General features: G+C 40.4%; 18 protein-coding genes and 1 other annotated feature. All 18 genes read right to left on the reverse strand.

Going from position 1 to position 14586, the window contains the following annotated elements:
* Positions 1–32 precede the first annotated feature (32 nt).
* On the reverse strand, positions 33–638 hold the full coding sequence (locus KZX55_RS02340; protein ID WP_033584061.1) for a DUF6707 family protein: 606 nt from the start codon (positions 636–638) through the stop codon (positions 33–35).
* 61 nt (positions 639–699) lie between these two features.
* Positions 700–1071 carry an Imm51 family immunity protein gene (locus tag KZX55_RS02345; RefSeq protein WP_000568346.1) on the reverse strand — a complete coding sequence of 124 codons (372 nt, stop codon included), beginning with the start codon at positions 1069–1071 and terminating at the stop codon, positions 700–702.
* 242 nt (positions 1072–1313) lie between these two features.
* A complete protein-coding gene (locus KZX55_RS02350; protein WP_197018556.1) occupies positions 1314–1469 on the reverse strand; it encodes a hypothetical protein in 156 nt (51 codons plus the stop codon).
* 17 nt (positions 1470–1486) lie between these two features.
* Complete coding sequence (locus KZX55_RS02355) at positions 1487–1909, reverse strand: SMI1/KNR4 family protein (RefSeq protein WP_248023553.1); 423 nt, start codon at positions 1907–1909, stop codon at positions 1487–1489.
* A 17-nt stretch (positions 1910–1926) separates the two neighbouring features.
* Complete coding sequence (locus KZX55_RS02360) at positions 1927–2262, reverse strand: hypothetical protein (protein WP_248023555.1); 336 nt, start codon at positions 2260–2262, stop codon at positions 1927–1929.
* Positions 2263–2304: 42 nt separating this feature from the next.
* On the reverse strand, positions 2305–3003 hold the full coding sequence (locus KZX55_RS02365; RefSeq protein ID WP_248023556.1) for a 3-oxoacyl-ACP reductase: 699 nt from the start codon (positions 3001–3003) through the stop codon (positions 2305–2307).
* A complete protein-coding gene (locus tag KZX55_RS02370; RefSeq protein WP_000141913.1) occupies positions 2996–3232 on the reverse strand; it encodes a DUF2829 domain-containing protein in 237 nt (78 codons plus the stop codon). Before KZX55_RS02370 ends, KZX55_RS02365 begins: the two co-directional genes overlap by 8 nt.
* Positions 3233–3345: 113 nt before the next feature.
* Positions 3346–4161 carry an EbhA gene (locus KZX55_RS02375; protein ID WP_248023558.1) on the reverse strand — a complete coding sequence of 272 codons (816 nt, stop codon included), beginning with the start codon at positions 4159–4161 and terminating at the stop codon, positions 3346–3348.
* A gap of 113 nt (positions 4162–4274) precedes the next feature.
* Positions 4275–5297 (reverse strand): DNA/RNA non-specific endonuclease, encoded by a 1023-nt coding sequence (locus KZX55_RS02380; protein ID WP_248023560.1) that lies wholly within the window; start codon positions 5295–5297, stop codon positions 4275–4277.
* A gap of 171 nt (positions 5298–5468) precedes the next feature.
* Positions 5469–7721: a glucosaminidase domain-containing protein gene (locus KZX55_RS02385; protein ID WP_248023562.1), complete on the reverse strand. Its 2253-nt coding sequence runs from the start codon at positions 7719–7721 to the stop codon at positions 5469–5471.
* 110 nt (positions 7722–7831) lie between these two features.
* Positions 7832–8818 carry a dihydroorotate dehydrogenase gene (locus KZX55_RS02390; protein ID WP_248023571.1) on the reverse strand — a complete coding sequence of 329 codons (987 nt, stop codon included), beginning with the start codon at positions 8816–8818 and terminating at the stop codon, positions 7832–7834.
* Complete coding sequence (locus tag KZX55_RS02395; protein ID WP_248023573.1) at positions 8781–9581, reverse strand: dihydroorotate dehydrogenase electron transfer subunit; 801 nt, start codon at positions 9579–9581, stop codon at positions 8781–8783. Before KZX55_RS02395 ends, KZX55_RS02390 begins: the two co-directional genes overlap by 38 nt.
* Positions 9582–9827: 246 nt before the next feature.
* Positions 9828–10208 carry a lactoylglutathione lyase gene (gloA, locus tag KZX55_RS02400; RefSeq protein ID WP_000157150.1) on the reverse strand — a complete coding sequence of 127 codons (381 nt, stop codon included), beginning with the start codon at positions 10206–10208 and terminating at the stop codon, positions 9828–9830.
* 57 nt (positions 10209–10265) lie between these two features.
* The gene (gene rplT / locus KZX55_RS02405) at positions 10266–10625 is read right to left on the reverse strand and encodes a 50S ribosomal protein L20 (protein ID WP_000124830.1); all 360 of its coding nucleotides are present in this window, start codon (positions 10623–10625) and stop codon (positions 10266–10268) included.
* A gap of 51 nt (positions 10626–10676) precedes the next feature.
* Positions 10677–10877: a 50S ribosomal protein L35 gene (gene rpmI, locus KZX55_RS02410; RefSeq protein ID WP_001125942.1), complete on the reverse strand. Its 201-nt coding sequence runs from the start codon at positions 10875–10877 to the stop codon at positions 10677–10679.
* 32 nt (positions 10878–10909) lie between these two features.
* Complete coding sequence (gene infC / locus KZX55_RS02415; RefSeq protein WP_000848184.1) at positions 10910–11440, reverse strand: translation initiation factor IF-3; 531 nt, start codon at positions 11438–11440, stop codon at positions 10910–10912.
* Between the two features lie 15 nt (positions 11441–11455).
* Positions 11456–11587: a sequence feature (ribosomal protein L20 leader region), on the reverse strand.
* A 72-nt stretch (positions 11588–11659) separates the two neighbouring features.
* Positions 11660–13900, reverse strand: coding sequence for a DNA internalization-related competence protein ComEC/Rec2 (locus tag KZX55_RS02420; protein WP_248023575.1), 2241 nt, complete (start codon positions 13898–13900; stop codon positions 11660–11662).
* Positions 13884–14534, reverse strand: a complete 651-nt coding sequence (locus tag KZX55_RS02425) for a helix-hairpin-helix domain-containing protein (RefSeq protein WP_248023586.1) — start codon at positions 14532–14534, stop codon at positions 13884–13886. The genes KZX55_RS02420 and KZX55_RS02425 overlap by 17 nt, the downstream gene beginning before the upstream one ends.
* Between the last annotated feature and the right edge of the window lie 52 nt (positions 14535–14586).

The following is a 14586-nucleotide window of genomic DNA, read 5'->3' on the forward strand; positions in this document are numbered from 1 at the left end:
TCTTTCCATCCTTTAAATTTAGCCACACTTCCTCATCCCTTAAAAGGGAAAAGGCTAACAATACCTTGCTCCTTGATAAAGCTTTGTAATCTTTCGATTTGTTCTTCTATTTTAGACTGGATATCCGCCTCGTCCAGAGTTGATTCCGCACTAAACAACTCGAGTTTTAACAAGTCTGCTAAGTAAAGTAAGCGCCATTCAATTTCAGATGTAAAGGTCGAAGCTTGCTCGATTTTTGCAAGCTTTTGTTCCAAAGTATCACCATTCAAAAATCTCTGATGTACTCTCCTTCTTATTTTTCTAGTTGATTTCTCCCCAGAATCTAGTGGACTTAAAAGGAGATTTTGATAGATGGATACCTGATTTTCCGTCTGCTTTTCCATATAGGCCAACAAGACTATCGAACTCTCAACAAAGGTCCAACTATTATAATCTCCTTCAAAGGGAATTTGTAGCAAAATATCTAACAACTTTTTAGCTAGTTCTTTTTGACCATATAGATAGAGTAAATAAGCAAGGTGATTAAGAGACTCAAGATAGGAACAGTTGGTCTTCTTGTACTTTTTTAATATTTTTTCTACATAGGGTTTTAAATCAGAATGATTTTCCACTAGCTCAAATACTTCTATCAGCTTCATCTTAACTCCTTTGTGTCTTTTCCCTAGTCAAATATCTAGTAGTTAAAGCTTTTCTAATCAGCTAATCTAACTCTGCTCGACTAAACAAGTCTATCATAGACTCAGAATCGTCGCAAAACTCCTTAAAACCTAAAGCAAATGTTGCTAAGGCATCAATATTGGAAGAATAGGCACAAAACATACTCCCTTCTGGATCAAAGTCAATAGATTCGCTTAATTCAGGCATTTTTTCCTCTAAAAATATCAAAGCAAGAGATGCCCAATCGTATCCATTTCCTTCGAATCCCTCATCTTCCCGAGTGTCGAATACTTCCTGTCTGTATTCTCCATCAGGATAATAAATGAGCGACCCTCGAACACTTTGTGTCTCTTCATCATGGACTAAAAATTTAAAAGGTGAAATTTTTTTATTTACCATTTTGTAATCTATCATTTCTTGACTCCTTACTGTATTCGCTTATGTTTAATAGAACTATGCAAATCCAGCTTAGTTACTAGGCAAAGGGAATAAAAGTATCATGTTGATTATAATAAATTAAGGCATCGACCAAGTATTCAGGGCTTGCGTCTGGCTTTTCATCCAATGCACTAGAAGGACATCTATCAGATGCTCACCATAATATACCAGATTAAGATTTCTCTCTACTACTTCCCACAGGGTAGACATCTTTATCATCAACTACAACTGGATAATCCGACACCAAAATAAAGGCTATCGAAAGCCAAATTCCCTTCATCATTGTCATAGAGGCAAAAGTCATCTTGAGTACATTGTTCTAACTTAACTTGCTCTAAAATATCTGCTAGTGAAAAGAATTGGTATTTACGCATGATTGCTCCTTTTATTTCTACTCACCTTCCACAAAACTAGTCAGAAAAGCCTCAAATGAAAGCCATTGACCAAAAATCTCAGCTCTTTCTTCTAAAACATAGTAGTAAACCTTGCCATAATCTTCTTCCCTTAGAGACAGAGCATAGTTTCCAGACCCAGGATCATAGGCAAAATGAAGGAGGTCTTTAGCCTGAAATCCAGCAGGAACAACCTCATCGTCAAACCAGTTGAGGGCCTTCTTCATCTCCTCTAATGAATAAAAAGCATTGAAAGGAAAGAGATGTTTGTCATCATGAACACCAGACACACAAGATTGACCACCATTGTACTTGAGATAAAAGTTTAACATGGCTTCCGGCAATTTCTTTCCAAGGTTCTCCTCAAATTGTAAAAGGTCTTCTCTTGTAATTGGCTCATTCGCATCTGTTGCTCTCAGCATAATTATCCCTCCGGTTTTTACAATCTTTCTTCTAAGACCTTGTCAATAAAGTCATAGACAGTTGCAGCAACTTTTTGCATTTCTAAAGAGCCCAAAGCACCCAAATCATTTTCATAAATGCAATCATCAGCATTTTTCTTGATAAAGTAGGCCAAATCTCCCTCTTGACCAATCATAAAGAAGTCTGGTTCATCTACTTCTATCTGATAGGTCTCATTACGCTCTAAGAGATCCTCCTTACCATATAAACAGATACCTGAGTCACCAATCTCATAAGGATCCACTTCGTCCCATTCTGATAAAAACTGATGGTAGAAACTTGGAAACTCAAATCCAAATATATCTTGTTCCATCTTTAACCTCCAATAGTGAACAATGCAAACTGTACCAAAGCATCACTTCAAACTCCAGCCACCATCCACTGTCAGGATTTGCCCTTGCATGGCGCTCACTTTTCCGCTTGCCAAGAAAAGGCTAAGCTCTGCTACTTCCTCTGGCTCAATCCAGCGCTTGATTGGCGTTTCACTAGCCACCCAGTCAGCCAATCCACCTGGTTCAAAGTCGGCCGCAGTCATGGCTGTCTTGACTGCTCCTGGAGCAATCCCAAAGACCTGAATACCAGCCTCAGCATAGTCTAGAGCCAACTGCTTGGTAAAGCCCGCCAAGGCGTGCTTAGACGAGGTATAGGCGTGACCACCTCCGCCAGCTAGGCTCGAAGCGATGGAGCACATATTGATGATAATTCCCTTTTTATTTTCCAGCATTTGCGTCAAATAATAGCGAGTCAACTCAACAGGAGTCACATAGTTGATTTCAAAAATCTCTTGAATTTCCTGGGCTGATTGTTCCAATAGGGGTTTGTAATCGTCCAAAACTCCTGCAGTATTGCACAAAATATCCACCTGAGAGCACCAGTCAAAAATTGGCTCCAAGTCCAAGGTCAAATCTCTCTGTAAAAAGTGGAAATCACCATCTAAAACTGGATTTTCTCCCTGATCTACACCATAAACTTGATAACCCTTCTCTAAAAAGAGGCGAGCTTGAGCAAGTCCGATACCTGAGCTCACTCCTGTAATCAATACGCGTCTAGTCATGCACTTCTACCCAATCCGTCGCCAAAACATCACAAGGTGTCGGACTCCACATGGAAAAACCTTCCCCTTCTCCAGACACGTTGATTAGGAAATAAGGCGTCACTTCAAGTGCAACCCCGTTTTGCTCGATGGTGTCAAAAAGTTGGACATAGTTTTCTGCCCCTCCCCAACCAGTTCGTACATATTTTTTCTTAGCCTTTAACCCAGGCAGGATTTCTTCAAAAGTCATGATGTTCTCCTTTAATTCTACATTCTTCATTTAATTATAACAAAAAACCGTTTTCCAACGGCTTTTTGACTGTGTCTTAGTTCAATAAAACAAATAGCTATCCAATTTTTTTATTATTTCAGTTCAATTAATTTATTGTAGATTTTCTCAGTCAGTTCTTTCTGTTGCGTTCCTGTTAAATGGTGCGAAGTGCGAATTAATACAGTTCCATAAACATAGTGTGATCCCGGATTCAAAGCAGTTCCATCAAAAGCACTAATATAAGTATTGCGTTTCTCTGCATCTTCTTTTGTCTTATAAACTTCTATATTTCCACCAGCATCATTACCTTTTTGAACAATATCTGAGCCTTCTACAGATTCATTCACTTGCTTGTCAACGAAATATACAGACGCTGTATATCCTCCTTGTTTATTTAATTTTTTATTAGGGTCATTATCCTCCGTAACAGATTGTACTCCAGTAATTGATTCTATTTCTTTAAGTCTTTCTTCAATAAAAGAACTAGAAGGATTTGTAATTTGTTTTAATTGAAGAATGCTATTTTGATAGTGAGTCAATTTTTCAGACAAATTCTTTTTTGTTTCACTATAATCTAATGGTTGACTTAATTCTTCAATTTGCTTCTCAATCTTAGTAGTCACTTTCTCCATTTCTGGTACTTTACGAAGTGAATCTTTGCTATCCTTTATAGTTGATTTCAATTCTTCCAATGTCTTAGAATCAAGAGGTTCTTCATCATTATCAACAACCTTTTCAGCCTCAGCTATTTGATCTTCAACTTCTTCATTTTTTTCATTTAAATCCTTTACTACATCTTCAAACTTAGTTACAGCAGCTTGATGTGGCGCATAGGATAAGAAATAGTACCCCAGACCAGAAATTCCTATGATTAGACACATTGACAATATCGTTATTTTTTTCTTCATTTCAATCTCCAAAAAGTATTTAATATCTTCACAATTTTACTATAATACACCAAAACAAGCAACAAAAAACCGTTTTCCAACGGCTTTTTGACTGTATATCTGCTAAATTCTTCCTACCACTGCAATCCGGCTTCTCTAATTTCTTTCTTAGAAGCGAATTTACCATTTGGTCTGTGCCATCTTCCGTTTCTATCTCTAAAGTAGCCACCTGAATTTGTTGATTGTGAGTTTGATTCCTGGCTTTCTTCCTGTTCTTGTGCGGCTTGGCGAGCTTTTTCCTGTTCTTCTTTTGCTTTCTTTTCAGCCGCTTCTTTTTCTTCAGCCTCTTTCTTGGCTTTTTCCTCAGCTTCCTTCTTAGCCTTTTCTTTTATCTTTGCATCTTCAACTGTATTCTTAGCAGTACCATCCAAATAATTGATTTCAGCATTAGCTGAAACATTGTCTAAAACGACATGCGTCACAGAATACTGATCAACCTTTTCTTTACTACCACCCAACTTGATCTCCAAGAGTTTGCCATTTTCATCAATTCCCACATACTGCAATTCAATTTGTCTCGGAATCAATTCATCTTTTTGATAGATTGGGGTCACCTTGTAGTCAAGATAGTAGTTCGGATGATTGGCCAACCAAGAGTCCAATCGATTCTCATAGTAAAGCATACTTTCTTGATTAGTATTATCTGTACCATAATAAGTTCCAGCATTTAGCCAGTTAGTCATTGGAACCAGATTCCTCTTTTCATCGTTTAATCCACTAAACTGGTACCCAATCAAATGACCACGATTCATCAACCAAGCCTTTTTAGAGCCATCTCCATAATAAAAATTATAGTTGTGCCAACCAACTGGGTTATAACTTATCTTAGGCTCTCTCTTCTCAGTTGGCTCATCGCTGTCCTTAAGTTGAATATGAGCACCCGTTGCGCGTGATTTAGAATCTAATTCTCCAAGTTCTAGTTGCTTCTCATTTTTAAAAGGCAAGAGTCCAGCTTCTTTAAACAACTTCTCATCAAACTTGCTTTGCTTCTGTTCAATTTTTTCTTCTGGGGCCTTTGATTCTGCCTTATGTCCAGAACAAGCAACTAGGGTTGTGATTGAAAGCAAGGCAATTGAGAAGGATAGTAGCTTTTTCATAAAAATCTCCTTTATTTTTATATAATGATTAGATTAATATCTCCTCTTTCATTCTACTATCATTTTGTTAATTATTCAAGACTAAAGAGACTGTTATTATACTATTTCTCCTCCAATGTCCAAAACAAAAACGATAACCACTTTTCAGTAGTTACCGTTGGTTTATTTTGATTAGTCTTTCCCACCAAGTTTGCTGTTGATAGTCATCATGATGCTGGCTATCTTCTCACCCCAGTATGGATCTGAGGCATAGCGAACATTCATTCCGGTCGCTTTATTTCCAAGGTGGTCTCTACCATAGTCGATGTAGTTCTCACGGATCCACTTGGCCGCTCCGAGAATTCCTTTGTCCACATCATCAAAGCTCTTGGCTGATAGATATGGGCTAGTATCATAGGCTGCAATACCAAAGAAGTTGTTCTTATCTCTGGCAATTTGACTGCGTCCCCACGCACTTTCAAGAGCGCTATGTGCCATCAAGTAAAGGGCGTTGACACCGTAGCGTTCCTCAGCTTCTTTGAAAGTCGCTCCTTTACCTGCAAGAGGACTATCCTGCAAGTTCATCATCGAATACAGTTTATCCAATTCAGCTGCACTATAATTACTTGGTTCTCTCAAGTTTTTATAAAGGAAAGGATTTTTAATGGTAAAGCCATCAAAATGCTCTCCATCAGTTGAGTAGTACTTCTTACCAATAATCATTGCAGAGGTGTGTGGAGCTACTTTGATACTCGTATATGGAGAGAGTTCATGGTAGAGGAATTTCCCATCACTAGTATAATGAGGGATAAACTCGCTTCCTTCATCCACTGCTGTCAAATCACTTTGATTCATATAGCCAGACAAGCCAGAAATCGAAACTGCAAGTCGGCCGCCTTTTCGCGTCGAGCTATCCAGTGAAACAATACTTCCTTGATTAATGTAACTCAAGATTTCTCCAGATGCACTGTAGACATAGGCTGTGATGGGTTTAACTTTGTAATATTTGGTTTTATCCGCAACATGCCATTTACCGGAAGCATCCAAGGTATGACCATCTACAGTCTCGTTTTTTGCCATATAACCGCCTGATTTAAGGTAGTACCATGATTGGTCGGATGAATCGTAGATAAGCTCTTTCTCAGCCATCTTCCCGTTTGACTTGAGGTAGAACCAATTGTTCTTGTACCACACCCACTCACTTGCAGCCATATAACCGCCAGATTTGAGATAGTAATAACCATTATCCCAGAGCCATTCTTTATTGGCATAATTTCCATCAGAGTTAATATAGAACCAAGAGTTATAATTCTTGTCAAAGAGCCACCCTTTGCCAGCTTTTGCTCCACTGCTCGTCACATAACTGCGGTCAATCCAAGTTTCCGTAGAGAGGTAGCCACCGGATTTGAAATGGTAATCCTTGCCTTTGATCGTTTCCCAGCCTTTTTCAGCATAGGTTCCGTCTGCTTTCAAGTAAAACCATGAGTTATAATTCTTGTCAAAGAGCCATTCCGATTTCAGTTTAGCTCCACTTTTAGCAACATAGAAGCGGTCAATCCAACGTTCAGTAGAAAGATAGCCTCCAAATTTGAAATGGTAATCTTTACCTTTAATCGTTTCCCAGCCTTTTTCGGCATAGCTACCATCAGCTTTCAAGTAAAACCAAGAATCATAATTCTTATCAAAGAGCCATTCGGATTTCAGTTTGGCTCCACTCTTTGCAACATAGAAGCGGCCAATCCAGCGCTCGGTAGAAAGATAGCCTCCAAATTTGAAATGGTAGTCCTTTCCGTCTATGGTTCGCCAGCCATTTTCAGCATAGGTACCATCTTGTTGAATGTAGAACCAACTGCTATAGTTATCATCATAAATCCAACCTTGTTTGACCTTATTACCATTTTCTGACAAATAGTTCTTACCAAGCCAAGTACTTTTCAGCATTTTACCTTGAGAATTAACGTAGTATTGGTTTCCACCTTGAGTGACCCACTCATCTTTGGCCATTTTCCCATCTTCTTTAAGGTAATATTTTTCCTGACCTTGTTGGATCCACTCATTTTGAGCTTTCTGACCATCAGACTTGAGATAATACCAGGATTGTTTTTCTTGGTCGAACACCCATTGATTCTTGACCCTAGCACCACTTTCAGCCACATAGTACTGGTTGATCCAAGTTTTTGTGGCTAATTTTCCGGTCTCGTTAAAATAGTAATCCTTACCACCAACAGTCAACCAGCCGTTTTCTGCACGTTGTCCATCAGCCTTAAGATAAAACCAATTCTGATACGTTTGGTCAAAGATCCATTGGTTGGTTACTGGTTTTCCATCAGCTTTGAGGTAGGTCTTTCCTTTCCAAGTCCCTTCATCTGCTTTAGCTGTTTCTAGTACAGTAAAAAAACACCCCAATAAGCCAGCACTTACTAGGGCCACTTTCCATCGTTTCATTTAAATGCTCCAATAATGTTTTCTAAACCCTATTGTAACATAGTTAACCAACGGAAATATTACAAATTGATGAAGATTCTGTGTCTTGTTGAGGATAAGGAAGTTCTAGCTTATCTCAGACTGGCTTTGACTTCCTGACGGAGATCTTCCAAGCTGCTAATGCCATATTTGTCCATGACTTTTGGTAAATGTTCGATGATATCAGGACAGGCATAAGGATTGGTAAAGTTGGCTGTTCCAACTCCGATGGCAGATGCCCCAGCCAGATACATTTCTAGCGCTGCTTCAGCTGAATCCACTCCCCCCATTCCAATGATAGGCAGGTCAGTTGTTTGGGCCACTTGGCGGATGAGTTTGAGGGCTACTGGAAAGACTGCTGGTCCAGACATTCCACCTGTTCCATTGGCTAGGATTGGTTTTCTGGTTTTGAGGTCAAAGCGCATACCGACTAGAGTATTGATCATGGTTAAGCCACTTGCTCCCGCATCTTCTGCAGCTTTTGCGATGGTGACAACATCCGTCACACTAGGGGTTAACTTAACATAAACTGGCACATCAGAGGCTTCCACAGCTGCCTTTACCACTTCATAAGCTAGATCAGGATCTTGCCCAATCAAAAGTCCATGATTGCCGTGATCTACGTTGGGGCAGGAGATATTGAGCTCGATAGCTTTTACATTGGCTGCCTTGGAAATCCCCTGAGAAACGTCAGCGTACTCTTGTTTTGAAAAGCCTGCAACATTAGCGATGATAGGAAGTGTTGGATACTCTCTTTCCAACCAAGGCAGTTTTTCAGCTAAAACAGCTTCTAAACCAGGATTTTGCAGACCGATTGCATTGAGCATACCAGCAGGTGTTTCTGCCACCCTTGGAGTTGGATTGCCAAAACGGGGTTCAAGTGTCGTCGCCTTGATCATAATGGAGCCTAGAAGGTCTAAATCATAGTACTTGGCATACTCTTGGCCGAAACCAAAACAGCCTGATGCTGGAATAATCGGATTTTTCAAATCCAAGCCAGGGAGAGAAACTTGTAAACGATTTCTAGTCATGATTTTCTCCTTATAATACAACTGTTCCTGTGCGGAAAACAGGGCCATCTTCACAGACACGTTGGCTGACGGTTTCACTATCTGGGACTTTTAGGACACAGGCATAGCAGGCCCCCATCCCACAAGCCATACGAGATTCTAGAGATAGATAGGCTCTTGGGTGATTATAAAATTTTTGATTGATGTACTTCATCATTCCAGGAGCTCCACATGAGTAAACAGCATCAAATTGACTGTCTAAGTCATTGATGACGACTGACACATTTCCCTTAATGCCATAAGAACCATCATCTGTCGTAACAAAAACCTGACCATATTGGGTCAATTCTGTTTCGAGAATCACAGCATCCTTGTTGGCAAAACCGAGGACTGTCACTACTTTCACCCCACGCGCATGCAATTCCTTAGCCACCTCAAGCAAGGGCGGAACACCAATTCCCCCACCAACGAGGAGAACTTGACTCTGATTGTCTAAATCAGACAAGTCAAAACCATTTCCCTGAGGCCCCATCACATCAAGAGTATCTCCCTGACTTAATGTTGAAAAAATAGCGGTCCCAGCTCCCTCAATCCGATAAATGAGGTGACACTGCTTCTTGATCTTGTCAATAGACGAAATTGAAATAGGACGGCGTAAGAGATGGGCATCATCAGGCACACGCAGATGAAGAAATTGGCCTGCTCGCATGGCTTCAACCATCTCCCCTTCTAGGACTAATTCAAAGATTGCTGGCGCAATTTCCTCTTGTGCAGCCACCTTCATGGTTTCCAAACGAATGGCACCCAAACGTTTCTTACATGTGGGATTCATGACTTTTCCTCCTTAAATTTAAGGGGACCAGATAAAGAAAAGGCCTTGCTAATGCAAGGCCTCAGTTGGGTTAGGCTAGAACTCATGCGCACACTTAAAAAGTCTCCACAGAGAGTCCCCTATCCCTTTTATCTGACACCTTGTGAGTCTCTCTGGACTCCCCTTAAAGGTTAAATTTGTATTAGTATACTCTTTCAAAGAAAAAAAGTCAAGTAGAAAACGAACATTCTACTTGATCTTACTGGATTATTTTTCACGAATGACTTCGACCTTGTAGCCATCAGGATCCTTGACAAAGTAATAGTTTGGTTGAGTTCCTGGAAGTCCATTAGGAGCTGTCACCTCATAGCCTTTAGCGCTATGTTCTTGATGTAGGGCCTCAAGATCAGGTGTGCTGAGAGCGATATGGGCGAAGCCATCTCCTACCACATAAGGACCGTGATCGTAGTTATAGGTCAATTCCAACTCGTAGTCATCACCCTCAAGTCCTAGATAGACAATAGTGAAAGCATGATCTGGAAAATCTCTGCGACGTAATTCTTTAAATCCAAAAGCATCTTGATAAAAAGCAATCGATTTTTCAAGGTTTTCTACTCGCAAGCAAGTGTGTAGCATTTTTGAAGCCATATATTCTCCTTTATTTTTAAAAAGACTGGGACAATCCTGTTCCAGTCTTATCAATTATTATTTACCAAGTTTTGCTTTAGCTGCATCTGCAAGAGCTGTGAAAGCTGCTGCATCGTTAACAGCCAAGTCAGCAAGCATTTTACGGTTAACTTCGATCTCAGCCAATTTCAAACCATGCATCAATTGTGAGTATGAAAGTCCGTTCAAACGAGCTGCCGCATTGATACGAGTGATCCACAATTTACGGAAGTCACGTTTTTTCTGACGACGGTCACGGTATGCATAGTAGTAAGAGTTCATTACTTGTTCTTTTGCAGTACGGAACAAGATGTGTTTAGCTCCATAGTAACCTTTTGCTAATTTAAGAATACGTTTACGACGTTTGCGTGATACAACGCCACCTTTAACACGTGCCATGTTTTATTTCCTCCAAATATTTCCTAGAATTGTTTACTTACTGTTAGGCTATTATTTCAAGCGAGTAAGCATTGCTTTGATACGTTTGAAATCTCCTGAATGCACCATAGATGCTTTACGAAGATGACGACGTTGTTTCTTAGTTTTTCCGTGGAAACGGTGAGAAGTGTAAGCACGGAAACGTTTAAGTCCACCAGAACCTGTACGTTTGAAACGTTTAGCTGATGCGCGGTGTGTTTTTTGTTTTGGCATGATTTTTTCTCCTTTATTTAACTTTCTGACAATTATTTTTTGTCAGTTGCTGGCGCCAACTGCATGAACATTTGGCGTCCATCCATCTTAGCTCGTTGTTCGATGATCGCAATATCTTGTGTTGCTTCAGCAAACTCAGCTAAAACTTTTGCACCAATCTCTTTATGGGTGATCATACGCCCTTTAAAGCGAATAGATACCTTAACTTTATTTCCTTTTTCAAGGAACTTGCGTGCATTGCGAAGTTTTGTGTCAAAGTCACCCTTGTCGATAGTTGGACTCAGACGAACTTCTTTCACAGTAACAACACTTTGTTTTTTACGTTGTTCTTTTTGCTTTTTCTGATACTCAAATTTGAACTTACCGTAGTCCATAATCTTAGCAACAGGCGGTTTTGCTTGGGGTTGAATCAATACTAAGTCAACATTTGCACTATCAGCCAATGCTTGCGCTTCGCTGAGTGGCTTGATGCCTAGCTGTTCTCCCTCAAGACCGATCAAGCGAACTTCACGTACACGAATTTCATCATTGATGAATAAGTCTTGCTTTGCTATGGTTTTCACCTCTTTTTTATTATTAGAGAAAAACAATAGCGGACTCGTAATAATACAAGCCCGCACGTTATGATAGCGTTTCTTAGAAACTTTTCATCCGTAGGGCCAGGCAACTTGATGTCACAAGGCGAGAAGCTCTCACTTCTGCTTTTCTCAACTTTTATATGATACCAAGTTTTCTATCCCTTGTCAAGATAAAAAGTCAATTTTTTAAAAACTTTGTCTACTTTATCGTACTGTTTCAATTCTCCAACTATTCCATCCTTTAAAGCGGATAGCCCCTTGCTGGTCAGTTCGGTAAATCTTACTCTTGATGGTTTCTAGTCGTGTCAAAGTTTCCTGATGGGGGAGTTTCGCACGATTGCTCTTTCCAACTGAAATGAGAGTAATTTCTGGTTTGAGTTTTTCGAGGAAAACTGGATTGGATGAGGTTTTAGCACCATGCTGGCCAGCTTTCAAAACATCCACCTTCAAGTCTGGATAGTGCTTCAGCAAGTCCTTCTCTCCCTTCTCTTTCAAATTTCCTGTGAAGAGAAAGTGCTTATCCAAAAGTTTTCCATAAAGAACCAGAGAATCATCACGATTCCCATCTCCAATCTTCCTTGGGGATAGGACTTCTAAGTAACTGCCAAAAATCGGGAAATTCTCCCCAGCTGTCACACTACGTACCTTGTTTTGACTTGCTTCTAGCTCCGCTACAAATTCCTTCTGTGTCCGACTTCCTTTTGATACTAAAATCTCCCCAACATGGAAAGCCTTGGTCACCTTCAGTAAATCACCAACATGCTCCTTGTCTGTATTGGTCAAAATCAGCTGGTCAATCTTGTCTACTCCTCGACTTTTAAGATAGGGAATCAAGGTTCTCTGGGCATTGCTGGTTGTCACCTTTTCTTGCCAAGCCTCGATTTTCTTAGTAGACTCTTCCTTACCGCCCACATCTATGAGTATTGTTTTACCAGTTACATCCCGTAGAAAAATACTTTCTCCTTGCCCCACATCTAGCATGGTGATTTCATTTTCCAGTGGATGCTTGGTCAGGAGAAAGAGACCTATAATCAATAAGCTGACTCCAGCTACTCTTTTGATGTTTTTCCTAAAATCATACAGTATTGCCAAGGAAATTAACAGTAGAATCAACAGCCATGCGTTGGGTTGACCAAAGACCAGGGGCCTACTTGCCAGCTGCGATACCAAGCGAATGACGCCCTCCAACCACTCAAAGACAAAGTTAAACTGAGTGACTGGGTAAACAAAAGACAGAATGAATAAGATGGACAAAAGTGGCAAGAAGACCACATCAAACAGAAAGGAAAAGACAAAGGTCAAAAGGATAGACCAAGGCTGAAATTCTGCAAAATAGAAGGATAGAATAGGCAATATTCCCAAGGAAATGACCAGACTTTCTCTAGCAACAGCCTTGAGTCCCTCCCCTTCTTTACTAGTCATGGTCAAGATAAAAGCGTATGCGCAGGACAAGACTCCTCCTGCTGTCAAGAAAAAGTTGGGCATGATGATAAAGAGGACAAGGATCGTCAAGGCAAAATTATCCAAACCCTTAACACCATGCTGGGCCAGTAACTTTTGCAAGAGACTGCGAATGACCGAAGCTGAAAATCCTGTCAGACCTGCATAGATAAGAGAAAAGGGATAGGTTAGCAACTTCAACTTTTCTTGGGTCAAGCCCAATCGCAAGAGGAGTTTCTTAAAGGCATCCATAAAAAAGCCCACTTGCATACCTGACAAGGCAAATAGATGGATAATTCCAAGACTGGAATAGAGCTCATTCATCTCCTCGAAATCCGTATCTAGATGTCCCAGCAAGAGCCCTGTCATATAGTTGCGCATAGGATCTGGAAAGTGCATCTTGATCCAAACTACTGCCTTTCGACGTAAACTAGACAGATTTTCTCCTATATCCCAACTGCTAACCTGTTTAAGTGACTGGATGCTCTTGATAGTCAGTGTCTGGTAAATCCCCTGAGTCTTCAGATAGGCTCGGTAGTCAAATCCACCAAAATTTCTCTGCCCTTCAGGCTCAGAGACTGTTCCTTCTAGCTCTATCTCGTGAAGGTCTGTCAAGGCTTGAAATTGCTCTTTCTCCTCCTCAGACTGGAGTTTATAGTAAACTTGGAAGGTGCGACCCTCAGCCTTGCCCCGAAAGGACAGACTTTCTCCATTGACCTTAATAGTGTCAGGCAAAATCCGTACCCTTTCAACAGAATCCACTAGGTTTTGATTAGCTTGTGTCTGTTGCCAGTTTTGAAACAAAAACCAAAAACCAAAAACTCCACAAATCGCTAGAACTTTACTAGCCGATTTCCAAGGAAATTGGAAAAAGAGACAGACGAGCAAAAACACAAAACCTAGCAGTGCGAGATAGGACGCTCCAAAAATGGCATAGTAAAGCCAGAGCAATAGAAAACTCAGATAGATTAGAGGAATAGGGAAATTCTTAATCCGCTGTGACATAATCTTTTAGTTTTTCTATAGTCTTAGCGCCAATACCAGAGACTTTCTTTAATTCATCAACCGACTTGAACTTGCCATTTGCCTCACGATGATCGATAATATCCTGGGCTCGTTTTCCTCCCAAGCCTTTGACCTGTTTTAGTTCTTCCAGACTAGCTTTATTAAGGTTGATCTTCTTTTCTTTACTTGTCGAAGGAGTCGTTCCAGAGGCAACCTGCTGGCTAGCTGCTTCTTCTCCCTTAGTTGGAACATAGACAAGAGCCTCGTCACTGACTTTCTGTGCTAGATTGAGCGACTTGCTATCTGCCTCCTCTGTCAATCCACCAGCTTTCTGAACGGCATCATGAACCCGACTTCCTACTGGCAAATCATAAATCCCTGGCGATTTAACAGCACCTTTGACATCTACTGTGATTAGATCTTGTTCAGCAGACTCTTCCTTTTCTTCCTTTTTCACTTCTTTTTCAGACGATGAATCCTTTGAAACAGTGGCAACTTCAGCCTGCAAATTTGTTTCTGTGACGGATGTCTGTGTAGATGGCTTTAGTAGGAAAAATCCGCCCAAGGCCAAACCCAAACCAGCACAGATGGCAATGATTTTATACTCTTTGATTTTCTCTATAATTGCTTCCATATTTTCTCCTCTCTTAGATTATTCGTAAGAGGAAGAAAAAAACAGCTGAAAA

This window comes from Streptococcus halitosis (assembly GCF_023147855.1).
GTDB classification, from domain to species: domain Bacteria; phylum Bacillota; class Bacilli; order Lactobacillales; family Streptococcaceae; genus Streptococcus; species Streptococcus halitosis_B.